The organism is Sediminibacillus massiliensis, from assembly GCF_900156915.1.
GTDB classification, from domain to species: domain Bacteria; phylum Bacillota; class Bacilli; order Bacillales; family Amphibacillaceae; genus Sediminibacillus_A; species Sediminibacillus_A massiliensis.
The window spans coordinates 3,755,493-3,777,223 of the sequence record NZ_LT732535.1 but is presented as its reverse complement, the minus strand read 5'-3'; the positions used below and the strand labels follow the sequence as shown (position 1 = coordinate 3,777,223).

General features: G+C 42.3%; 21 protein-coding genes. 6 read left to right on the top strand and 15 right to left on the bottom strand.

Annotated features, from left to right (window positions below):
- Positions 1 to 91 precede the first annotated feature (91 nt).
- From murQ to CZ434_RS19385, 3 genes are all read right to left on the bottom strand, one after another.
- Entirely contained in the window at positions 92 to 1,009 is a 918-nt protein-coding gene (gene murQ, locus CZ434_RS19395) for an N-acetylmuramic acid 6-phosphate etherase (RefSeq protein ID WP_077624629.1), read from the bottom strand.
- A 53-nt stretch (positions 1,010 to 1,062) separates the two neighbouring features.
- Positions 1,063 to 2,013 (bottom strand): N-acetylglucosamine kinase, encoded by a 951-nt coding sequence (locus CZ434_RS19390; protein WP_179107322.1) that lies wholly within the window; start codon positions 2,011 to 2,013, stop codon positions 1,063 to 1,065.
- Between the two features lie 146 nt (positions 2,014 to 2,159).
- Positions 2,160 to 2,807 carry a M50 family metallopeptidase gene (locus CZ434_RS19385; protein WP_077624627.1) on the bottom strand — a complete coding sequence of 216 codons (648 nt, stop codon included), beginning with the start codon at positions 2,805 to 2,807 and terminating at the stop codon, positions 2,160 to 2,162.
- 233 nt (positions 2,808 to 3,040) lie between these two features.
- Here CZ434_RS19385 and CZ434_RS19380 point away from each other — a divergent pair, with 233 nt between their 5' ends.
- The gene (locus tag CZ434_RS19380; protein WP_077624626.1) at positions 3,041 to 3,616 is read left to right on the top strand and encodes a ribonuclease H-like YkuK family protein; all 576 of its coding nucleotides are present in this window, start codon (positions 3,041 to 3,043) and stop codon (positions 3,614 to 3,616) included.
- Between the two features lie 62 nt (positions 3,617 to 3,678).
- Here the strand turns inward: CZ434_RS19380 and CZ434_RS19375 are convergent, their stop codons facing one another.
- The 3 genes from CZ434_RS19375 to CZ434_RS19365 form a co-directional block, all read right to left on the bottom strand.
- A complete protein-coding gene (locus tag CZ434_RS19375; protein WP_077624625.1) occupies positions 3,679 to 3,969 on the bottom strand; it encodes a hypothetical protein in 291 nt (96 codons plus the stop codon).
- Between the two features lie 200 nt (positions 3,970 to 4,169).
- Complete coding sequence (locus CZ434_RS19370; protein WP_077624624.1) at positions 4,170 to 4,436, bottom strand: hypothetical protein; 267 nt, start codon at positions 4,434 to 4,436, stop codon at positions 4,170 to 4,172.
- Positions 4,437 to 4,610: 174 nt separating this feature from the next.
- Complete coding sequence (locus tag CZ434_RS19365) at positions 4,611 to 6,089, bottom strand: aldehyde dehydrogenase family protein (RefSeq protein ID WP_077624623.1); 1,479 nt, start codon at positions 6,087 to 6,089, stop codon at positions 4,611 to 4,613.
- A gap of 148 nt (positions 6,090 to 6,237) precedes the next feature.
- On the opposite strand from CZ434_RS19365, the gene CZ434_RS19360 reads away from it, so the two are divergent.
- Positions 6,238 to 7,140 carry an acetamidase/formamidase family protein gene (locus CZ434_RS19360; protein WP_077624622.1) on the top strand — a complete coding sequence of 301 codons (903 nt, stop codon included), beginning with the start codon at positions 6,238 to 6,240 and terminating at the stop codon, positions 7,138 to 7,140.
- A 160-nt stretch (positions 7,141 to 7,300) separates the two neighbouring features.
- On the opposite strand, the gene CZ434_RS19355 is transcribed toward CZ434_RS19360, so the two are convergent.
- From CZ434_RS19355 to CZ434_RS19345, 3 genes are all read right to left on the bottom strand, one after another.
- Entirely contained in the window at positions 7,301 to 7,744 is a 444-nt protein-coding gene (locus tag CZ434_RS19355) for a YkvA family protein (RefSeq protein ID WP_077625271.1), read from the bottom strand.
- A gap of 79 nt (positions 7,745 to 7,823) precedes the next feature.
- Complete coding sequence (locus CZ434_RS19350) at positions 7,824 to 8,216, bottom strand: ectoine synthase (RefSeq protein WP_077624621.1); 393 nt, start codon at positions 8,214 to 8,216, stop codon at positions 7,824 to 7,826.
- A gap of 845 nt (positions 8,217 to 9,061) precedes the next feature.
- Positions 9,062 to 9,448: a PH domain-containing protein gene (locus CZ434_RS19345; RefSeq protein ID WP_077624620.1), complete on the bottom strand. Its 387-nt coding sequence runs from the start codon at positions 9,446 to 9,448 to the stop codon at positions 9,062 to 9,064.
- Between the two features lie 260 nt (positions 9,449 to 9,708).
- Between CZ434_RS19345 and zwf the strand changes: the two genes are divergently transcribed.
- Entirely contained in the window at positions 9,709 to 11,190 is a 1,482-nt protein-coding gene (gene zwf, locus CZ434_RS19340; RefSeq protein ID WP_077624619.1) for a glucose-6-phosphate dehydrogenase, read from the top strand.
- Between the two features lie 102 nt (positions 11,191 to 11,292).
- Here zwf and gndA read toward each other — a convergent pair whose 3' ends face one another.
- From gndA to CZ434_RS19325, 3 genes are all read right to left on the bottom strand, one after another.
- Positions 11,293 to 12,705: an NADP-dependent phosphogluconate dehydrogenase gene (gene gndA, locus CZ434_RS19335; RefSeq protein WP_077624618.1), complete on the bottom strand. Its 1,413-nt coding sequence runs from the start codon at positions 12,703 to 12,705 to the stop codon at positions 11,293 to 11,295.
- A gap of 229 nt (positions 12,706 to 12,934) precedes the next feature.
- The gene (locus CZ434_RS19330; protein WP_077624617.1) at positions 12,935 to 13,495 is read right to left on the bottom strand and encodes a DUF6241 domain-containing protein; all 561 of its coding nucleotides are present in this window, start codon (positions 13,493 to 13,495) and stop codon (positions 12,935 to 12,937) included.
- Positions 13,496 to 13,750: 255 nt separating this feature from the next.
- A complete protein-coding gene (locus tag CZ434_RS19325; protein WP_245831030.1) occupies positions 13,751 to 14,095 on the bottom strand; it encodes a hypothetical protein in 345 nt (114 codons plus the stop codon).
- Positions 14,096 to 14,265: 170 nt separating this feature from the next.
- Here CZ434_RS19325 and CZ434_RS19320 point away from each other — a divergent pair, with 170 nt between their 5' ends.
- Positions 14,266 to 15,084, top strand: a complete 819-nt coding sequence (locus tag CZ434_RS19320; RefSeq protein WP_077625269.1) for a lipoate--protein ligase family protein — start codon at positions 14,266 to 14,268, stop codon at positions 15,082 to 15,084.
- A gap of 17 nt (positions 15,085 to 15,101) precedes the next feature.
- A complete protein-coding gene (gene lipA / locus CZ434_RS19315; RefSeq protein ID WP_077624616.1) occupies positions 15,102 to 16,046 on the top strand; it encodes a lipoyl synthase in 945 nt (314 codons plus the stop codon).
- Positions 16,047 to 16,880: 834 nt separating this feature from the next.
- On the opposite strand, the gene CZ434_RS19310 is transcribed toward lipA, so the two are convergent.
- Positions 16,881 to 18,035, bottom strand: coding sequence for a GNAT family N-acetyltransferase (locus tag CZ434_RS19310; protein ID WP_077624615.1), 1,155 nt, complete (start codon positions 18,033 to 18,035; stop codon positions 16,881 to 16,883).
- 143 nt (positions 18,036 to 18,178) lie between these two features.
- Here CZ434_RS19310 and CZ434_RS19305 point away from each other — a divergent pair, with 143 nt between their 5' ends.
- Positions 18,179 to 19,366 carry an MFS transporter gene (locus CZ434_RS19305; protein ID WP_077624614.1) on the top strand — a complete coding sequence of 396 codons (1,188 nt, stop codon included), beginning with the start codon at positions 18,179 to 18,181 and terminating at the stop codon, positions 19,364 to 19,366.
- Between the two features lie 83 nt (positions 19,367 to 19,449).
- On the opposite strand, the gene CZ434_RS19300 is transcribed toward CZ434_RS19305, so the two are convergent.
- Positions 19,450 to 20,271, bottom strand: a complete 822-nt coding sequence (locus CZ434_RS19300) for a carbohydrate ABC transporter permease (RefSeq protein ID WP_077624613.1) — start codon at positions 20,269 to 20,271, stop codon at positions 19,450 to 19,452.
- Positions 20,272 to 20,286: 15 nt separating this feature from the next.
- Positions 20,287 to 21,609, bottom strand: coding sequence for a carbohydrate ABC transporter permease (locus CZ434_RS19295; RefSeq protein WP_425442082.1), 1,323 nt, complete (start codon positions 21,607 to 21,609; stop codon positions 20,287 to 20,289).
- Positions 21,610 to 21,731: the final 122 nt, after the last annotated feature.

The following is a 21,731-nucleotide window of genomic DNA, read 5'->3' as shown; positions in this document are numbered from 1 at the left end:
AACCATCTGCCCCCTTTGAATAGTTGAATTTATATGAAACACACCGACGGCTTTACACCGCCATGTAATTCCATCAATCAATAAACACCTGCTATCCTTCTTTTCGGCTGGCAAGATCAATTGCCTGCCGGACATAACCATTGCCCTCTCTAATGGCTTCCTTAGCCCTGTCCAGGGAAACACCTGTCTCAGCCATTACAATCGCCGGTTTGACTTCCCCATTGGCATCCTTCAACGCCTTTTCCGCCTCTTGATAGGATGCTGATGTGATTTCCATAATGATGCGCTTAGCCCTTTCCAACAATTTATAATTGCTTGCATGAACATCGACCATCAGGTTCTCATATACTTTGCCGAGTTTAACCATTGCTGCTGTGCTGATCATATTCAATACCATCTTATGAGCAGTTCCGGCTTTCATGCGAGTGGAACCTGTCAACACCTCTGGGCCGACTACTACTTCGATTTGACAATCGGCATGCCTGCTGATGACTGCATTTTCATTACAAGCTAATGCCACTGTAAAGGCGCCGGTCTCTCTCGCGTATTTCAAGGCACCTATAGGATAAGGAGTTCTGCCACTGGCTGTGATACCAATTACGACATCGCGGCCCGTCAGCTTCTTGGCTTCCAGATCCTTTCTCCCTTGATCCTCATCATCTTCCGAATTCTCTACAGCATTATAAAACGCTTCATCTCCACCAGCCATTATGGTTTGAATCATTTCCGGGGAACTCATAAATGTCGGCGGGCACTCCGAAGCATCCAATACTCCCAACCTGCCGCTGGTACCGGCTCCCACATAAAACAGCCTTCCGCCCTTTACAAATGCTTCGTAGACCTGATCAATGGCTAATGATATTTGCGGGAGTACTTTTTCGACTGCAAAAGCCACCTTTTTGTCTTCCGCGTTAATTGTTTCCAGTATTTCGATGGTGGACATTTTATCCAATCGCTTGCTGTTTTTATTTCTTTTCTCGGTAGTAAGGCCTGATAGTTCCAATGACATTTCATCACCTTGCTTCCTAATTTTATAAAATTAAGTAATACTTTAATCTTGTGTTATTTTGCTGACAAAGTTAACTCCCTGGCAATCATGGCTGCTCCATATGCCGGAATTTGATAGGAGGATTGGTAGGTACCTAGATTTTTGGATAAAATAGTTTCGGTAAAGCGGGTTCTTATGAGGTCAGAATACTTAAATATGGAACCTGCCGTGGTGACAGGCGTATTAGTATTAAAATGGGGACTGCTTTTAAAAAGACTTTCGACATGAAGGATCAGCTCATTCGCTGCTTGTAGTAGTATCTCGATTGCGGCTTCATCTCCAAGCCGGGAAGCTTCAATAACCAGTTTGGCAAACCTGGCGATATCTTTTTTGGAGCGGGGAGTGCTGTAAAAATAATTAACAAGGTCTGTCGTTTCCCTCAGTTTCAACTCTTCAAGGATCATGTTTGTAAGTATTGTTTGAGGGCCTCTGCTGTCGTGTGCCCGAGTGACTTTGTTCAAGGCATGTAGTCCAATTTGATAACCACTTCCTTCATCACCGAGCAAGTGGCCCCAGCCTCCGGTCCTGTACAATCTCCCGGATTCCGTTTGTCCAATTGCATTTGATCCTGTTCCAGATATGACGAGAATCCCATGGGTCTTCCCTGGTGGCAACGCTCCCCGCAATGCTATGTATGTATCGGAGCAAATTTCCAAGACGCAATTTTCTGATAATTTTAGATTAAAAAAAATTTGTCTGATCTCCCTGTCCGCCTTCCTTGCATCATTTCGGCGGCCGACACCTGCCAGGCCACAGCAAACTCCTTTTATCTCAGCAGGATTGATCGACAATTCGTGTATTCCTTCTTCCATCATCTTCTGGATTCTATCGCGCATTGTTTCAAACCCAACCGCATGGGGATTGGTTCCCTCGCCTGTTACCAATAGGGTCTGCTGTCCCCCTTCCTTCATGAACAGACAGGTCGACTTCGTGCCTCCTCCATCGATACCAATCAGATATGACATATTTGTCCTCCAGTTATTATTTGCTTTCATTATAGAATTATTGAATTATTTTGTCAATAAAACTTTATTTTTTTGTAATATTATTTCACATTTAAAAAAGGATATAGCTAAGGCCGCGTATATGTCGTTATCCATCTCGTGCCCCTTTATCTCCAGATAAAATTGTTTATGATGAAATAACCTGTATAAATGGCCTGGCTGAAAAACACCATCCCCCATACAACTGCTGGAATTTTTGTCAGTCTGGATAAACTGGAAGCATCTCCAGCCTCCCCAGGATGTTTCGCACTGATTTTGAGGACATAAGCTGAACTGATAATCGATTCTATAAGAATAATGGAGGATACCAGAAAACTGATATGCCATAACAAGGAAAACATTTGCTTGTAGACCATGAAGCCAAGAATCATGACAAAAGTTATCGACCATAACAAACCAACCAAATTTCTAATCCATAAAAAAGCTGAAAGGAAGGTTAAACATAAGACAAACAAAATCACAGCAGCCTGGTAGCCTATGTGCAGCCAATAAAACAACAACAATGCAGCTGCAGACGAACCTGTATAACCAGCATATCCAGTGAGCACCCTGCCAAACCAGGAGGGAGAACTGACTTCGGCAAGACCCGAATTATCAGCATTCAAGGTAATCGAGTGCCCTTTTCCACCTGTCACCTTAGCTGCAATAATGTGGGATACCTCATGGATTACCGTGTTCAACATCTTCATATATGGGCCGATCACCGGCATATTGATCAGAATCAATGCCGCCAGAAAATAAAAGATAGCTTCCATATAAGACACTCCTTTAGGTATCAATATGATGTATGTTTTTCCCAAAGTACATACCTTTCCGGTTAATAGGGAAAGCTACAAACATCAGCTGGATAAGCCAGTCATAATCACCCACACAGACAGCATAATGTGGAATATAATAGTACAAACAAGCATCTGGTTGCTCCCTGAGTTAAAAGCTTCTAATTAATGGAACCACAATTGTCTTTACGTTTAAAGGAGATGGAGAAATTATGAAGAAGAAAGAAGGCTTTCCTTCTATACAGGGAAAAAAATTCATGAACCTGTCTAGAAACAATATGTCCTTCAACGAGGTATTTAATCATATCGTCCAATTTATGGAACAGGACCCAAAGGCAAGCTACCGCTTAATGGTCGGGACTGATTCCCAAGTGCATCAAATGTACACTATTTTTGTAACTGGAGTTGTCATCCAGCGGAAAGGAAAAGGCGCGTGGGGATGTATACTGCCTATTAAAGTCAACCGCAAATACTTAAACCTGCATGAAAAAATCTCCATGGAGACAACATTGACAGAACAGGTCGCTTTCCTGTTTGACGAAGATCACAAAAATAAATTAATTGATATAGTTCTCCCGTACTTATACAAGGGTAGTTCTTTGACAATGGAAGGTCATATCGATGTCGGTCTGGAGAAAAAGTCGTTATCCAGATTTTTAGCCGGCGAAATGATGGCCCGTATAAAATCTCTAGGACTCGAGCCAGTCGTAAAACCAGAAGCATTTGTGGCCTCTGCTTATGCCAACAGGTACACGAAGTCGTCTCAGAAACATTTGCTCAATGCCTGAATGCTCCAGCAAAAGTCCGGGGAACAAGAGGTTCCCCGGACTTTTGCTGGAGCATTTTTTTGTTATATCGTTTGGCCTTCAGAAACAAACATCACATCCTTGCTTTTTCCTGACTGATGTTTTTTTTCCTGTTTTTCGAGGACTTGAAGCATGTCTTCGAAAACAACACCTTTTCCATCAAGAATATCCTTTTTCAAACGGTTTTTGAGGATTTTTCTGGTCGATGTGTCAAACTCTTTCACAAGCTCTTCCCACATCTCCATATAAGACATGCCTGGAACGATGGAAATGCCATACAATCTGCACGTTTTCAGGACTTGGTCATGGAGTTCTTGAAACACGTCCTTGTTCATCATTTACCTCCCCGGCAATACATAGTTTAGCAATCCCATTCTTGTTGAAACACAGCTTCTCCGGCTCTATTAGGTTTGGAATCTGTTACTTTATTACTATCATTATATACAAAACTATCTTTTATATACCCCATAATTAATAGACTGCATATGTATATTTAAAGCCACCCAGGTTAACCTCTCAGGTGGCTTTGGAGAAACTATTCCATGGAGATGTGGCCCCGGCTTTCTTTCACGATTTTATCTGCCTCTGGATAATCTTCCTCGGCTACATCAAATTGGAGAACCTGAGGACTATGGCCTCCGTTTTTATTCGGTTCGATTATTTTTTTTATGATGTCTTCAATCCTGTTGTGATTCTCGGGAATTCTTTCAACTGAAACGTTCTCCACCTTTAAAGTCGACACACTTGTCTTGGCATCCTCTGCATCGTTTTCATTTTGAAAATATGCCTGTATCCGTTTCATTTTCACACATCCCTTCATCTTATTTCATAGAACAAACTTTTTATCTTATTGCTCTATTAATACTATTGCCTTTTTAATAGAATTGGAAACCACCTTTATTCACTTGAAAGATATCCAAGCCTGTAAAGTCTTATACGAGCGAAAAGCAGCAGGTGTACCTGCTGCTTTTCTGCCTTATTCCGGAATATATTCCAGATCCTTATTTAGCGGAGCATTGATAATATGCTTGGACACGTATGCCCTCAATCCGTCATCACCATATTCACGACCAATACCGGATTGTTTTACTCCTCCGAAAGCGTAGCGGACATCAAGACCCTGGACAGCAGCCGTGTTGATCATTGTTGTTCCTGCTTCAATTTGTCTGGCTACTTTGATGGCATGTTCTTCTTCGCCCCAAACAGAACTTGTCAATCCGAAAATACTATCGTTCGCAAGTTCGATCGCTTCTTTCTCATCTTCGTAAGGGATGATTGGAACCGTAGGACCGAATTGCTCTTCTTCAACGATTCGGTCTTGCTGGTTTGCGCCTAACACTACCGTAGGCTGTAAATAATATCCTTGATCGAACAAGTCCTCATGAAGGATTCGGCCGACTTTCCGTACTTCGGCTCCGTTTTTTTGTGCATCTTCCACCAGTTCCTCTACATATTCTTTCTGTGCTTTATTATTAATAGGACCTGTTGTCACTTCCCTGTCCAATGGATCGCCAATCCGAATCCATTTGTTGGCCGCCTCTATATATTTCTCCACAAAGCTATCATGCATGGAACGCGGCACATAAATTCTTTTTGCAATCATGCAAATTTCCCCGGCTGTGAGGAAATTAGAAATAACCAACCGCCGCATGGCTGCCTCATCATTAACATCGAAATCCGGCAAGATGATTGCTGGATCGTTGCCCCCTAATTCAAGGGTGATTTTCTTGATAGTATCCGCTGCCGACTTCATGATTTTTTTACCTGTTTCCGTTCCCCCTGTAAAGGCAATCTTCTGTATCTTTGGGTTGGATGTTAGTTCGATTCCCACTTCTGCTTCGCCGTTGACTAAATTTACCACCCCTGCCGGAAACTCTTCCGCAATGATTTTAATGGCTTTACTAACAGCAAGGGGCGCCAGTGGACTAGGTTTGATAACGATCGGGTTGCCCGCAAGTATGGCCGGCGCAATTTTAATGGTGGACAGCGATATGGGATAATTCCAAGGCGAAATAGCAGAAACCACCCCTAAAGGATCATATTGTGTAATAGTTCTGCCGTTTTCGTCCTCATTCACCTCATCTTTCAACACATCTACAGCTCTATCAGCTGCGCGTTCCATCCATGCCAGGGAAACAGCAATTTCTCCTTCAGCATCATAAATAGGCTTACCATGTTCACGGGCGAGCAACTCGGCAATTTCGGGTGTTGCCTCTTTCAATTTCTGTACTGCCCGCTTCATCCGGTTAATTCGTTCCTCTACAGGTGTTGCCGACCAACCCTCAAACGCTGCATCTGCAGCATCAATAGCACGTACTGTATCTTCTCTTGTATTCAAAGGAGCGTAACCGACAATCTCATCAGGCTTGGACGGATTTTCACGAGTAATCTTTTCCTCTGTTTGAAAATCTTCTCCATTTATATAAGCATCTACAACAATTTCTTTTGCACTCATCTTACCCCTCCTTTTTAACTTCAGTTTTGTATTCCCGAATCTGCGCTGGTATTAAACAAAACCATAATGCAAACATTGCTCTTCCTATGTATCTAGGCTTATGGCATGATAAGAATATAAGGAAGGTCATATAGAGGAGGAACCTGATATGGAAACATTGAAACGCGCAGAAGGAATTATCTTTCATTTCGACAAAAATAATAAGCCGGTCAAAAGAGTTAAAGCAGGTACTACTATTGAAATTGAAACATTTGATTGTTTTGAAAATCAAATAGGTTCTGAAGATACCGAAATTGCTGGAATTGACTGGAACAGAGTAAATCCGGCGACCGGACCTGTATTCATTGAAGGAGCCGAGCCAGGGGATATTCTGAAGGTACGGATAGAGAAGCTGGAGATTGGAAATCAAGGAGTTATGGTAGTGGGCCCAGATTTAGGGGTGATGGGGCATCGAATTGAACAAATGGAGGCAAAAATCATTCCGATTCGCGATGGGAAAGCTCTTTTTAACGAGTACGAACTCCCGTTAAACCCGATGATTGGCGTAATCGGCGTGGCGCCCGTTGGAGAAGCTGTCAATTGTGGAACTCCAGGATCACATGGCGGGAATATGGATAATAAAATGGTGACGGAAGGAGCTACCCTTTATTTTCCTGTGTACACTCAAGGTGCTTTATTTGGTCTTGGTGATTTCCATGCCGCAATGGGCGACGGGGAAGTGAGTGTATCCGGAATCGAAATTGAGGGGAGAGCGACTGTAACATTAGATGTTCTGAAGCAGAAAAAACTGCAGCACCCAATGCTGGAAAATGAAGAAGTGGTGACCCAAATTGTTTCTGCACCCACCCTTGATGAAGCAGTCCGGACAGCTACAGAAGAAATGGTTGACCGCATTGTGGAGAACTCTAATTTAACTGTCAGCGAAGCGACCATGTTGATGAGTGCAGCAGGTCAGGCAGAAATCTGTCAGGTGGTCGATCCGTTGATTACAGCTAGATTCGTTGTTCGGAAAAGTTTACTGAACCAGCTTGGTGCAACTTTAATCGGTTGACATTGACTTTCATATACACAATCATCTGCCAACAAAAAAGTGCTGCCAGAGATAGGCAACACTTTTTTATAGGATGGGGAGATTTTCCAACAAAACAAAGTGACATGAATTTTTATAACATACATTTAAGTAAGATAGGTAGTCATTAATAAAGAAGAACCTACTTATTTATTTCTTGTTCTGCAACCAATTCTCCATCCACCTCTTCGCCGGTAAAGTCTCCAAAAATTTTCCTTACACGTTCCGCGGCTTTTCTTTTCATACTTTCGTCAATATGGGAAATGACCTTATAAATGGCCGAAATGATAACTGCAGCATCATCCGCGAATCCGACAACCGGAATAAAATCCGGAATTACATCCACTGGTAAAATCAAATACCCAAGCGCTCCGGCAATAGTCAATTTAGCGGAGCGCGGTGTATCAGGAGATTGGAAGGCATAGTAAAGCAGCAAAGCATAGTAGACCGTCTTAGTCCCTATCCGCTTTCCATAGTTAGCGATTTTCTGTAAGAATTTTTGATTAGTGAAGTATTTTTCCTTCCCTTGGGCTGCTTCATCAGGATCAAGCCTGGTTAGTTTTTCCTCATAATGATTATCTGCCATCTGCCTTTTTCCTTTCTTATTTGTATAGTAAAAGCAGCAGGCCACCCTGCTGCTCCTGTAATTCCCTATTTTTGATTACTTATTCTTCATCGTCAACGATTTGGTATACTCCATTTTCATCGTGAACTTCCCTGCCTGTTATCGGTGGGTTGAATACGCAAACCATGCGCATATCCGTTTTGGCACGGAGCAAGTGTTCATCGTTTTTGTCAAGCGCATATAGTTCGTCTTTTTTAATCGGCCAGATTTTGTTATCGGAAAGGGTTTCCACTTCTCCTTCTCCTTCTATACAATAAACCGATTCCAAATGATTTTGATACCAGATATGAGTTTCTGTACCTGCTTTGATTACTGTATCATGTACAGAGTACCCCATCCCGTCTTTTTTCAGGATAAGACGTCTGCTAACCCAGTTACCTCCGTCTACATCCATGTCTGTCCCAATGACATCTTCCAACTTTACTACTTTCATGTTTGTGCACTCCTCACTATAATAATAGATTGGTATACAACCCCATTATAAAGGGAATGAATTCAAATTTCACGTGATTAAAGCGCTACCCTACCACTTCATAACGGCCTGAGGCCAGTCATAGCAAGAACTTTGACAAATTTCGATAAATTTAAAAAATTTATTTCACAGCTGCTTTTCGCTTAATTTGTTTCTATATTATTATTTTACATTTGAGAGAAATTGCGACATAGTGAAAATTCATTCTAGGGAGACTTCCTCTCGTTCTGATTATAAATGATTGGTATGGCCCCGCTGCGGTAGAACACTTCGCTTTCCATGGGCACGGCCTCAGCTTCCTCATCAGCAAAGTACGCTTCTTGCGGGGTCTTCGGACACGTGGGACTGCGATTACTCGCCCCATCTAAGACCTTTCGCTGTTCCCACAGGAGTCTGCGTGTTCAGCCTCTCGCTACGTAAAGTTTTCTCCATTCTTGTTAGGGAGATCCATGTTAGACACATCTCAGGATCGCTTCGCACCAAATCAAAAAACTATACCAAGCTGCGGAAAAATGCGAGACTCCTTGAAAATAAGAATTGATTTTCTGCGTGCGGTGTAAATTCACGGTGGTCTTTTCAAAGTCCTGTGGGAAAGGAACAGTCTGAAGATCCCGCAGGGGCGGGCTTTGCACCGAGGAAGCTGAAGCGTTCCCAACGGAAAGCTAGTGTTTTTCCGCAGCGTCGGCTTAGCACTCAATCCGAAGAGAATGGAAGGAAGCCACACTGAGGTTATGTCGTAGTTTATGGTTATTATGAAATATCCACTGATGAAATGGAGAAATTTATACTAAGTTTAGTTCCATAAATCAGAGTTCTTCCTGGATTCTTTTGTCTATTGTTGTTTTTACTTGTTCTGCTGTTTTCTCCGGTGCTTTTGGCAGTGTAATTGTGTGGTTATCTGTGTAGATATGAATATCTGCCAATTCCTGATCAAGCACTATTTCACAAGAGGTAATATTTTTATAAGATAGTTTCTTATCCTCTTCGTCGCCGGATTTTATCATGTTATAAAAACACACCTTTTTATCGGTAACGAATAATAGTTTCGTCGGCTTGTCATATGGTGAAGCAACTTCCAGAAGTTCCTCGCCTTCCTCTAGATTGTTGTCGGAGAACGTCTTTATATACCGCTTCATGATACCTTTTCTGCCGAATCCTGCTTGCTCGATTGACTTCTTTATACTATCAAACATTTCTTCCCGCCTTTCATCTATGTTGACTTATTAATATTATTGTTTGAACCCCTATTATATTAGTGTATCAATATTGTAAACCTTTTCCCATATAAATGTGTCAATATTTGTCGTATCAAAAATTTTATCATTTTTGATTTACATGGTATGGTATAAGAAGAACTTTTCACGCCAGTTCAGAAAGCTTGGTGTGATGACACCACCTATGGTACATACTACAAATATTGACTATTTTATATAAAAAGTGAGGTTTAGAAATCATGCAAGTGGAAAATCCAAAATCAATACTCGTAATCTTTGGAGCAACTGGTGATTTGGCTAATCGAAAGCTGTTCCCATCGATTTACAGGCTTTATAAGAACGGAAAACTATCTGAAGACTTCGCTGTTGTCGGAGTAGCAAGGCGGCCGTTGACAAATGAAAATTTCCGCGACAATGTAAAACGTTCTATACCGGAAAAATGGCAGGATAATGAAGCTATCGACTTGGAGACCTTCGCTTCCCATTTCTATTACCACCCATTTGATGTTACTGACTTGGCTTCCTATCAGAAACTGAACGACCTGCTTGGAACACTTGACGAAAAACATCATACAGAGGAAAACAGAATCTTTTACTTAGCAATGGCTCCGAACTTCTTCGGGACAATTGCCAAGAACTTGAAAAGTGAAGGGTTGACCGACACTAAAGGCTGGTCCAGGTTGGTCATTGAAAAACCGTTTGGAAGTGACTACGAGTCAGCAAAGCAATTAAATGAGGAAATTCGTCATGCTTTCACGGAAGATCAGATTTATCGTATCGACCATTACTTAGGAAAAGAAATGGTACAGAACATCGAAGTCATCCGGTTTGCCAACGCCATTTTCGAGCCGCTTTGGAACAACCAGTACATAGCCAACATTCAAATCACTTCCAGTGAAACCCTGGGGGTAGAGGATCGAGGACGTTATTATGAAAAATCTGGCGCCCTTCGTGATATGGTTCAAAACCATATGCTCCAAATGCTTGCACTTCTGGCAATGGAACCTCCAATCAAGTTGTCTCCTGATGAGATTAGAAGTGAAAAGGTAAAGGCGCTTCGTGCGATGAGGACAATGACTGTAGATAATGTAGATGATTATTTTGTCCGCGGTCAGTACGGGCCTGGACTTTCACAAGGTCAGGAAGTTGAAGGTTACAGAGAAGGAAATTCAGTAGATCCTGAATCCAATACAGAAACATTTGTGGCAGGCAAACTATTGATCGACAACTTCCGATGGGCAGGGGTTCCATTCTATATTCGCACCGGAAAAAGAATGTCCATTAAAGCAACGGAAATAGTCGTTCAGTTTAAAGATCTGCCGATGAATTTATATTTCAACAAAGGTAAAGACATTCAACCAAACCTGCTTGTCATCCATATCCATCCGGATGAAGGAGTAACGCTTCATCTGAATGCAGAAAAAGCCGGGAAGGGCACTACTTCCACTCCGATCAAATTGAATTACTATACTTCCAATGAAGATAAGATCAATACTCCAGAAGCATATGAAGTATTACTTTATGATTGCATGCTCGGGGATTCTACGAACTTCACTCATTGGGACGAGGTCGCATTGTCCTGGAAATTTGTCGATACGATTTCCGAGGCTTGGGAAAAAAATAAGGCCAAGAACTTTCCAAACTATGAGTCAGGTTCCATGGGACCGAAAGAAGCAAGTGCACTACTGGATAAAGACGGCTTCCATTGGTGGGAAATATAAAAAGATTAACAAATACCTCATTCTGCCCTATTTCGCAGAGTGGGGTATTTGTTTTTAATCATAAGAAAACTCTCCCCCTTGTAACGAGAGGAGAGTTTTTCATTAATCAAGCCATTCTGTATGGAAGATTCCTTCTTTGTCCAGACGTTGATACGTGTGGGCGCCGAAGTAATCACGTTGTGCTTGAAGCAGATTTGCCGGAAGTTTTTCTGAACGATAGCTGTCATAGTATGCGAGTGCACTGGAGAATGCAGGCACCGGAATACCACTCTTAATCGCCACAGCCAATACTTCACGAAGAGAAGACTGGTAATTTTCCACAATCTCCTTGAAGTATTCGTCCAACAATAAATTGGCGAGATTTGGATCACGGTCATATGCTTCTTTGATTTTCTGAAGGAAATGGGCACGGATAATGCAGCCACCACGGAAAATCATGGCAATATCGCCATAACGCAGATTCCAGTCATATTCCTTAGAAGCAGCGCGCATTTGTGCGAATCCTTGAGCATATGAACAAATTTTGCTCATGTATAATGCTTTGCGAATTGCTTCGATAAGTTCTTTTTTGTCACCGTCGAAAGCAGCACCTTGTTCAGGGCCTGTCAACACCTTGCTGGCCTTAACACGCTCTTCTTTCATTGCTGAGATGAATCTTGCAAACACACTCTCTGTAATAATCGGAAGCGGAACGCCAAGATCGAGAGCACTTTGGCTTGTCCATTTACCAGTACCTTTTTGACCAGCTGTATCAAGAATGACATCAACCAGCGGTTTGCCTGTCTCGTCATCTTTTTTAGTGAAGATATCCGCCGTGATTTCAATCAAGTAGCTATCGAGTTCACCTTTGTTCCATTCTGCAAATACTTCATGCAATTCCTCTGCTTCGAGGCCCAGTACATTTTTCAAAATGAAATAGGCTTCGGAAATCAACTGCATATCGCCATACTCGATACCATTATGCACCATCTTCACATAGTGGCCGGCACCATCCGGGCCAATATAGGTTGAACAAGGTTCTCCGTCTACTTTTGCAGATATAGAATCCAGAATCGGCTGAACAAGATCATATGCTTCTTTTTGGCCGCCAGGCATAATCGAAGGACCATTCAATGCACCTTCCTCTCCACCGGAAACACCTGTCCCTATAAAGTGAAGGCCTGACTCTGCAAGTTCTTTATTTCTTCTGATCGTATCTTGATAGAATGTATTACCTCCATCAATCAAGATATCCCCTTCATCCAGATGTGGTTTTAATGATTCAATAGTGGCATCCGTGGCTGTTCCGGCTTTTACCATCAGCAAAATCTTTCTTGGCTTTTCCAATGAAGCAACGAACTCTTCGATTGTTTTCGCACCGACAAAGTTTTTACCTTTTGCCTCATTTGCCAGGAAATCTTCTGTTTTTTCATAAGAACGGTTGAAGACTGAAACGGAATTTCCTCTGCTTTCAAGATTGAGCGCAAGGTTTTTTCCCATTACAGCTAAACCAATTACACCGATTTGTTGTGCCATGTGAAAAATCTACCCTTTCTCCAAGTGATTTAATGTTAGCTTCCCCTGTTTTGACGATAAAAAAATGCTTTTATGTAAAGTGCCCGCATTTTTATATTAAAAAGCATATATTAACATTCTGCTCAAGACAAAATGCATGGAATACGAGGAGCCGGTCTTGCTTTTCTTAGTATATCATTTTTTGTCTCTTCTCTGTAGTATGCCGAATTATGGTTTTTTCCAACACCTATCAATCACTGTTCTTGTTGATATATTCTTGTTCTTCCTCCGGACTTAAGACGCCTGTAGCTCTTCCTATTGTTCCACCTTGCAGCTCCCAAATAGCATTGTGGTCCTCATCCACACTGGAAAAATTCCCGTTCTCCCACTTTTCCAGTATTCTCTTGTATAACTTTTCGTGCTCCAATTCAACTTCTTCCAATCCATCTAGTAGCCACTGGATCCGCTGTGGATGAATTTCATAGAACCCCCACTTTTCCTTGGCTTCGATTTTCTGATGGGACATTCCGTGTATGTATTCCTGATAATCACCATCTGTCAATTCCTGATTGTTTTCATCATGGCCGAATGGATTCAGCCCCTCTTCTTCATATTGCTGTAAATCTTCCTCAGCAATCTGTCCTGCTGCCTCCCTTTGTTCCTCCACACCTTGTTCGCCATCTTCTGCCTGTTCCTCTGTCCGGGTATTGTTATTTTGTGCTGTGTCTCCGTTTGCATTCCATGAATAGGTTCCCCAACCTATGACAATAAGTAGTATAATTGCTGAAATCGCGACAAGCCATTTATACACCCTTTCTCCCCCCCATAATAGTTCTTTTGAATTATTGTACACGGTATTGGCAAAACTGTACAAATTATTCCAATTAAGCAGGAACAAAGTTGTCTTTTATTTATTTTGTCGCTTACAAAGCTCCGTCTTGAAAACTCCTGTACAGGGAAAAACCGCTTCAGGAAAGTTTCTTTCTGATAAGTATCGAATTGCCTCCACCTTTGCAAAAAAAATGATGCTGCGTTCCTGATTGAACCCAGCACCATCACCTGGTAATTAGATCTTTTGCTCGGAAGTTCTTGGCAACGCTGCATCAATCAATAGGAATACTGCTGTAATTATATGCATAATCATCCCTACAAACGGTATCCAGGCGATACAAGAAGTAACGATGCCGATTATGCTTCCCCTTGATTTTTTACCTTCGTTCCTTGCCAGCAGCAATGTGATGATATGCAGTGCCAGCATGATGAGCAACGGCATCCAGCTCCACCCGAGGACAATTAAACCACCCAAGAATGGGATGCCCAATACTGCTTCAAATGCACCAGTAATCCATTTCATTGTTCTAGAGATAGACATATCTTCCAGTTCACCCACTTTTCCCAAAATATGATTCATTAATTATTTCTTTCCCTCATATGTATATCAGCATAACAACAAATGGACAAATAAAACGAACTTTTATCAGGCTTTTCACCTAATAATTCTAATAAAACTAATTTTTTGACATTTCATACCCGGTTGTTAAAATTGGAATGTGTTACCAATCTAATAAGAAGAAGGGGAGCATCATGAAGGAAACGTGGTATTTTGTCGATTCGGGGCATTGCACGCCTTCTTTTAACATGGCGATGGATGAAGCACTTTTGAATTGGCACAGCGAAGGAAAAATCCCGCCGGTCTTGCGATTTTATGGTTGGAAACCTGCCGGGATTTCTGTAGGTTATTTTCAAAAAGTAAATGGCAAAATTGACGTGGATGGAGCAAAAAATTATGGCATCGATCTCGTCCGTCGGCAGACAGGTGGACGGGCCGTTCTGCATGATCAAGAACTTACATATAGTGTGCTCGTATCTGAAAACCATGAATCAATGCCCAGCTCCGTAAAGGAAGCTTATCTTGTATTATCAAAAGGACTTCTGGAAGGATTTCGCGAATTGAACATCAATGCAGAATTTGCCATTCCTGAAGGAAAATTAAAAACGACCAATTCGGCAGTATGCTTCGAAGAGCCTTCCTGGTATGAACTTATTGTCGAAGGAAAAAAAGCGGCCGGCAGTGCCCAAACAAGAAAGAAAGGGGTCATCCTGCAACACGGATCGATTCCGATAGAAGTAGACAAGGTGAAACTATTTGATTTATTCCTTTACCCAAATGAACGGGTCAAAGAACGGGCAAGGCGTGCTTTTGATGATAAAGCAGTTGCAATCAATGAAGTCTCTAAGACGAATATAAGCTTTGAACAAGTAAAGACTGCTTTTAAGACAGGTTTCGAACGAGGGCTGGATATCGAGTTTGAACCTTTCGAGTTATCCAGTGGGCAATTAGCCGAAGTCCATGAATTAGAGAAAAAGTATAAAAGTGAAGAATGGAATTATTCAAGGTAGAAAGGGAGTGCATGTAATTGACCAAAAACCAGGAACATGTAAGAAAACCCGAGTGGTTGAAGGTAAAGTTGAACACAAACAAATCCTACAACAAATTAAAACGATTAATGAGGGAAAAAAACCTGCACACCGTTTGTGAAGAAGCCAAATGCCCGAACATTCATGAATGCTGGAGCGAAAGGGCTACTGCAACATTTATGATATTAGGGGATACATGTACAAGAGGCTGCCGCTTCTGTGCTGTGAAAACAGGACTTCCGAATGAACTTGACTGGGGTGAACCGGAACGTGTTGCAGAATCAGTGGAAATTATGGGCCTCAAACATGCAGTTGTCACTGCAGTGGCGAGAGACGATTTAAAAGACGGCGGTGCGGCCGTTTTTGCTGAAACAGTACGTGCCATCCGTCGAAGAGTACCTGGGTGCACAGTTGAGATCCTCCCTTCTGATATGAAAGGGGACTACGACAGCTTACATACCTTGATGGACAGTGAACCTGATATCTTCAATCACAATATTGAAACAGTCCGCCGCTTGACTAAACGAGTCAGAGCAATTGCAATGTACGACCGTTCCTTGGAATTGTTGAAACGTGTAAAGGAAATCGCTCCGAATACTCCGACTAAATCAAGCATTATGGTCGGACTGGGGGAAACAAAAGAAGAAATCATCGAAGCGATGGATGATTTGTTGGCACATAATGTGGACATCATGGCAATCGGCCAATACTTACAACCGACGAAAAAGCACTTGAATGTTGAACGTTATTATCATCCGGATGAGTTTGAAGAGTTGAAGCGGATTGCGCTTGAAAAAGGGTTCAAGCATTGTGAAGCCGGTCCTATGGTCCGCTCTTCCTACCATGCGGACGAACAGGTCAATGAAACATCTGCACAACGTCGTATCAAGTACATGAAAGGATACGAATCGCAGGGAGAACAACTAGAAGACGTCAAATTTTAAGAGAACAAAGTCCCCTTCAAGCAGAAGGGGACTTTTGGTTTATCTTGACTGCTATATAACTACTTGTGCACAAAATAGATAAACTGCGAACCATCTTTCTTTAGTAAGACTTCCTCCATCCTGAATAAGTCGGGTGCTATACAACCGCTGCGGCAGAACACTTCGCTTTCCGCGGGCACGGCCTCAGCCAGGGGACTACTTTGAATAAGCTTCCCTGCTCCCTTGGGTCGAGGAATTTGCTACGAAGCTTAACGGGAAGACGCAGACCCATCACTCGGGGTCTTCGGACACGTGGGACTGCGATTACTCGCCCCATCGAAGACCTTTCGCTGTTCCCACAGGAGTCTGCGTGTTCTGCCTCCGCTGTTAGAGATGTTCTGAATTCAGGTTGGAAATACCTCATGTTAGACATATATCAGTATTTCTTCCTCCTTAATCAGAAATCTGTCTTAAGCGGAGGAAAAATGCGACACTCCTTGAAAATAAAGTTCCATTTTCTGCGTGCGGTGTAATTCGTGGATGTCTCTACAAAGTCCTGGGGGAAGAGCAGCTTCCAAAGCCCCCGCATTGACCGCTTTTTGCTCAAGAGGACAAAGATTTTCGGTGGGCCGAGTAATCGCAGGCCCAAGTAAGGCTTCGACAGCGAATCATCGCACGCAGAAAATCGCTTTGTATTTTCAAGGAGGCTGAGGTGCTGCCCCCCGGAAAGGGAGTGTTTTTCCGCAGCGCCGGGTTAGCATTCAACTAAAATCAGGATAGCAAGAAGCAACACCAAAGTAGAATTTTCACTATGTCGTAATTTCCCTCTAATGCAAATTCTGGTGTACGCTTATTTTAAAAGAAATCTGCCAAGAATGTCTGCTTATTCGGGATAGCTTTTTCGAGAGCTTCTACTTGTTTCATGTCCCCTTCAATAAGGCCGGCTCGGTATAGATCTATCGGGCGTTTGTATCCAAGCAGCATTACCGTGAGCTGTTGGATCGTACAATATACTTTTTCAATGGAGCTATCGCTTCTTTTTACTGTATTTCGGCCTGTATCTATCACATATGTCCCGCTGTTTTCTTCCATGAATGTATCCTCTACTTCAATAGCCACTGTTTCTTTAGATTCTCCACGATATGGATATGCCTGTAAAAATGCCGGGACATCTAAGATTCGCGCCATAAAGTAAGGTTCAATTTCCTGAAGAAAACGGGGTTCTGCTATGAATAACGGCATAAGATCATTTTCCGGAACTGTATATTTTATCTTTGTTGCCATCGAATCATGGTTTGCCGTAAATTGCATCAGTACTTTCCAGGCATTCAATGAGTTAAAGACTAATTCTTCAATAATAAACACATCATCTTTCACCATATATAATAGATAGCCTTCTGCCTGCTGTTTGTCATTGTAAGCAACCGCAATCTGGTAGTTGTCTTTTAGTACTCGCTGTTTCCACCATTTCTCGTCCCGTACAAGCATTCCATTAAAATGCTTGGCGTACTCTGTATATATTTTTTGTAAAAGCGGGATATCTGCATCTGAACGTTCTACATACCCATCACCATTCCAAGGTCTTTTCAGCTTATCCATAGGGATTGTATACTTTTTGTTCACAAAAGTCAGTTCCCATCCGAATTTGCGGTAAAACGGAAAGGCGAATGGATGTAGAAAAGATAATGTTTGCCCTTCCTGTTTCATATACTTAAGAGCATGTTCAAGCAAATCTCTGACATGTCCTTTGCGGCGATACTCGGGCCAGGTTGCAACAGCTCCGATGCCGCCCATTTCGAATGGTTGGCCATCAATATAACATTCCAGCGTATGAAGGTGCAGTTTAGCTGCAAGTTGATTATCTTCCATGCATCCCCATATTACATGATTTTTTGCCTCTTCTTTCTTTTTACTGAGTTCTTCCTCTGTCAATTTGTACTGGAAAGCGAATTCGGACAAAGCGAAAATTTCATCGAAATCCGCTTCAGAAAGTCTTTTTATCTTCTCCATCGATCTACCCCTCTCATCTGTCTTATTTCCATTGTAATAGTTCTTTATTATTGTTCAATAAATAATAGTAGTTGCTTATTTTTTCAATATTCGGCCAACTCCTGTATAATATATTTCGAGTGCCGAAGAAAGGAGCTATCTTCATGGACGGAAACACAAGAGCAGCACATTATACCGAAAAGGAAAAAATCTGGACGAAAGACTTTATTCTCATTTGTATGGCTAATTTCTTTATATTCTTAGGTTTTCAAATGACATTACCCACCATTCCGCTATTTGTACAGGAACTGGGAGGAACAGACGAGCTGATCGGTTGGATAACAGGAATATTCACCTTCTCTGCCCTTGCTTTGAGACCTTACGCAGGGCATGCACTGGAATCAAAAGGAAGACAGTTTGTGTATATGCTCGGGCTATCCTTGTTTGTCCTTTCTGTAGGTTCTTATGCTATTATCACCAGTATTTTATTTTTATTTATTATGAGGATTGTTCAAGGAGTAGGTTGGGGCTTTTCCACGACTGCCACCGGTACAATTGCCACTGACATTATCCCGCAAAAACGCCGGGGCGAAGGAATGGGCTATTTCGGATTATCCGGAAACCTGGCCCTTGCTTTCGGGCCTGCTCTCGGTCTTGCGCTGACCAGCTATATCTCATTCACCCTGCTTTTCTTGATTTGTGCAATCCTTGGATTGGTCGCCCTTTTACTGTCGACAAGAATCAGTTACAAGAAAGTAGAGCAGGACGACAATTCGAAACCTGCCAAGTTTGACATTTTCGAAAAAACGGCTATACAGCCAGCCATTCTACTATTTTTCATCACGACCACATTCGGCGGGATAGCTTCCTTCCTTCCGCTTTACACTGAGCAGGAAGGCATTGCAGGTATCGAAGTCTATTTTCTGGTATTCGCCATATTTTTGATGATTTCCAGAACATTCGCTGGAAGATTGTATGATAAAAAAGGCCATATTGTAGTCTTTTTGCCAGGGACAGCACTGATCCTAACCGCGATGCTGTTGCTGACATGGCTGCCAAATTCGTTCATTCTTTTCCTGGCTGCCGGACTATACGGTTTAGGTTTTGGAAGTGTACAACCGGCACTGCAGGCTTGGGCTGTCGATAAAGCTTCCTCCCGACGCAAAGGGATGGCAAACGCTACATTTTTCTCCTTCTTCGACTTGGGTGTCGGCATCGGGGCCGTTTCCTTCGGTCAAATTGCGTCTGCATTCGGCTACAGTTTCATTTATTTAACCGCAGCCTGCTCTGTGCTAGTCTCAATGATTATTTACACTGGATTACTAGTTAGAACAAGCAGACAAGAATCATAGAGCAGAAGAAAATCAGGCTCCAATTAGAGCCTGATTTTTCTGCCAGTTTTGCAACTCGTTGCTTATTGCTTCTCTGTATTCTTTTATTCTTTCACTGATCCGGACGTTAAGCCGGACACAATTCTTTTCTGGAATACCAACACAAGGATGACAATCGGGATGGTCACTAGAACAGTAGCCGCTGTAATGTCCCCCCACGGGATAGTGTACTGGCTTGTGTACATGGAGATACCTACTGGAACAGTCCTCCATTTATCATCACTGTTGATTGTCAGTGCGAACAAATACTCATTCCACGCAGCGATAAAAACGAGAATGCCTGTAGTAAATACCCCGGGAGCTGCGAGCGGAAAAATGATTTTGCGAAAGGTCTGAAACGGGCTAGCCCCATCCAGTTTGGCTGATTCCTCCAATTCATAAGGTATTTTCTTGAAAAACGTAGAAAGAATCCATATTGCCAGTGGTAAGCTGATGGTAATGTAGGGAATGATCAAACCAATATAGCTGTTTCTCAGTCCCAAATTGGCCATGAAATTATACATTGGCGAAATGATAGCAATTTGCGGAAACATCGCTGCTGCCAGGACCACTCCCAAAAACAATCCTTTTCCTTTAATAGGCAGCCGGGTAACAGCATAAGAGGCAAACGATGCAAAGGAAATCGCTATTAAAGTTGTCAGGCCTGAAACGATGATACTGTTGGCCATATATCGAAGCAGCGGCCTTGCTGTCAATGCCGTTTCATAGGAAGCCAAAGTCGGGTTACTTGTGAACCAGGCAAAAGAAGAGAATATTTCTGCCGGCGGCTTGATCGATGTCAAAAATACCCAGATAAACGGAAACATTGTCAGGAACACAAATAGAGACATAAAGACATAAAACCAGATACCTGCTCGTTTTCTCACACTTTTCCCCTCCTTCTATTTTGTCCGTCCTTCAAATAGGTCAGAGCCGATCAGTTTAACGTAAAGGACACTTATCAATGCAACAGCCAGGAAAACGAGCACGGAAAGAACCGATCCTTCTCCAAAGTTTTGCTGGGCAAACAGCGTTTTATAAGCATAAATCGAGATACTTTCCGTTCCATTTGCCGGCCCTCCACCCGTCAATACATAGATAAGGTCAAAGACCCGGAAAGCATCCAATGTCCTGAATAGTAAAGCGACTAGAATCGCAGATTTCAAGAGTGGGAGTGTGATTTTGAAAAATTGCTGAATTTTACCAGCCCCATCCACTTCCGAAGCTTCATAAAGGGAACCTGGTATCGTCTGTAAACCAGCAAGAATTAACAAGGCCATATAGGGCGTTGTCTTCCATATATCAGCAAAGATGACAGAGAACATGGCCCCGTCAGATGTACTCAACAGCCATGAATCATCAGGAATAATATGAAAAATATTTGCGAAATAGTGTGCTACAATACCCGACTGACCATCATATAGAAATCCCCACATCATGGCTGAAACCGCCGTCGGAATTGCCCAGGGAATAAGTACCGAAGCCCGAAAGAGGCCCCTTGCTTTGAAAGCTCTATTGATGGCAAGAGCGACACACAATCCGATTATTAATTCAAAGAACACAGAAACAACTGTAAATACTGTGGTATTCCACATTGCTCCCCACATGCGGGGATCTTGTAGATATTTACCATAATTTTTCAATCCGATAAAATTGGACTTTAGGATACTCTCTTTTGTGGAACCTATTAATTCCGACGCTTGCGACAATGCCTCCGCCTGATTGTCCGATGTTTCGCTCAGCTGTTGTAACTCCTCTTCGTAACCAGCCAGCGTGTCGCGGTATTCATTGGCAAAGTCGTTATCCACTTGTAAGTATTTTAGATCCGGGTCATTTACAGGCTCGTAATTATTTAGCATTTCATTTATCGTATCTACCTTTTCGGCAACTTCCGGATCGCTGACAAGTTCTTCATGATAATCATTGATTCCCGTTCTAATCTGCTCAATCGTATCCTGTATCTCCCCGTTACTTGTATTGTTTTCCAGGCTCTCCAGTTGATTGGGGATATAATACTGGTCATTCACATATCTTTCCATGTCGATATGTGCATTCAACATTTTTTGTGACCGTGCCGGATCATTTAACCTGTAATCAAATAAACTGTTCCAAAATGACTGGGTCACAGGCCACAATATGACTAAAATGACTAAGATCAGTGAAGGCAGGATCATCAAGTAACCCAGTTGTTTTTCTGATAATTGCCGTCTCCTTTTCATTGTCATGCCCCTTTACTTAAATTAAGTGAACCCCCGTCTTTCGATACTGCGGGATAATAGAAAAGGGCAAGAAAAGTGAAATACACCATTCTTACCCTTATTCCTTTTCACTTTACTAATATCCAGAT

Bases quoted from the DNA above. Each gene is read 5' to 3' on its own strand.
- CZ434_RS19305 (WP_077624614.1), top strand. From the start codon at position 18,179: ATGGACGGAAACACAAGAGCAGCACATTATACCGAAAAGGAAAAAATC.
- CZ434_RS19350 (WP_077624621.1), bottom strand. From the start codon at position 8,216: ATGAAAGTAGTAAAGTTGGAAGATGTCATTGGGACAGACATGGATGTA.
- CZ434_RS19365 (WP_077624623.1), bottom strand. From the start codon at position 6,089: ATGAGTGCAAAAGAAATTGTTGTAGATGCTTATATAAATGGAGAAGAT.
- CZ434_RS19355 (WP_077625271.1), bottom strand. From the start codon at position 7,744: ATGGCAGATAATCATTATGAGGAAAAACTAACCAGGCTTGATCCTGAT.
- murQ (WP_077624629.1), bottom strand. From the start codon at position 1,009: ATGTCATTGGAACTATCAGGCCTTACTACCGAGAAAAGAAATAAAAAC.
- CZ434_RS19380 (WP_077624626.1), top strand. From the start codon at position 3,041: ATGAAGAAGAAAGAAGGCTTTCCTTCTATACAGGGAAAAAAATTCATG.
- CZ434_RS19390 (WP_179107322.1), bottom strand. From the start codon at position 2,013: ATGTCATATCTGATTGGTATCGATGGAGGAGGCACGAAGTCGACCTGT.
- CZ434_RS19310 (WP_077624615.1), bottom strand. From the start codon at position 18,035: ATGGAGAAGATAAAAAGACTTTCTGAAGCGGATTTCGATGAAATTTTC.
- CZ434_RS19345 (WP_077624620.1), bottom strand. From the start codon at position 9,448: ATGTTTGATAGTATAAAGAAGTCAATCGAGCAAGCAGGATTCGGCAGA.
- CZ434_RS19360 (WP_077624622.1), top strand. From the start codon at position 6,238: ATGGAAACATTGAAACGCGCAGAAGGAATTATCTTTCATTTCGACAAA.
- gndA (WP_077624618.1), bottom strand. From the start codon at position 12,705: ATGGCACAACAAATCGGTGTAATTGGTTTAGCTGTAATGGGAAAAAAC.
- CZ434_RS19370 (WP_077624624.1), bottom strand. From the start codon at position 4,436: ATGAAACGGATACAGGCATATTTTCAAAATGAAAACGATGCAGAGGAT.
- CZ434_RS19385 (WP_077624627.1), bottom strand. From the start codon at position 2,807: ATGGAAGCTATCTTTTATTTTCTGGCGGCATTGATTCTGATCAATATG.
- CZ434_RS19375 (WP_077624625.1), bottom strand. From the start codon at position 3,969: ATGAACAAGGACGTGTTTCAAGAACTCCATGACCAAGTCCTGAAAACG.
- zwf (WP_077624619.1), top strand. From the start codon at position 9,709: ATGCAAGTGGAAAATCCAAAATCAATACTCGTAATCTTTGGAGCAACT.
- CZ434_RS19325 (WP_245831030.1), bottom strand. From the start codon at position 14,095: ATGAATCATATTTTGGGAAAAGTGGGTGAACTGGAAGATATGTCTATC.
- CZ434_RS19295 (WP_425442082.1), bottom strand. From the start codon at position 21,609: ATGACAATGAAAAGGAGACGGCAATTATCAGAAAAACAACTGGGTTAC.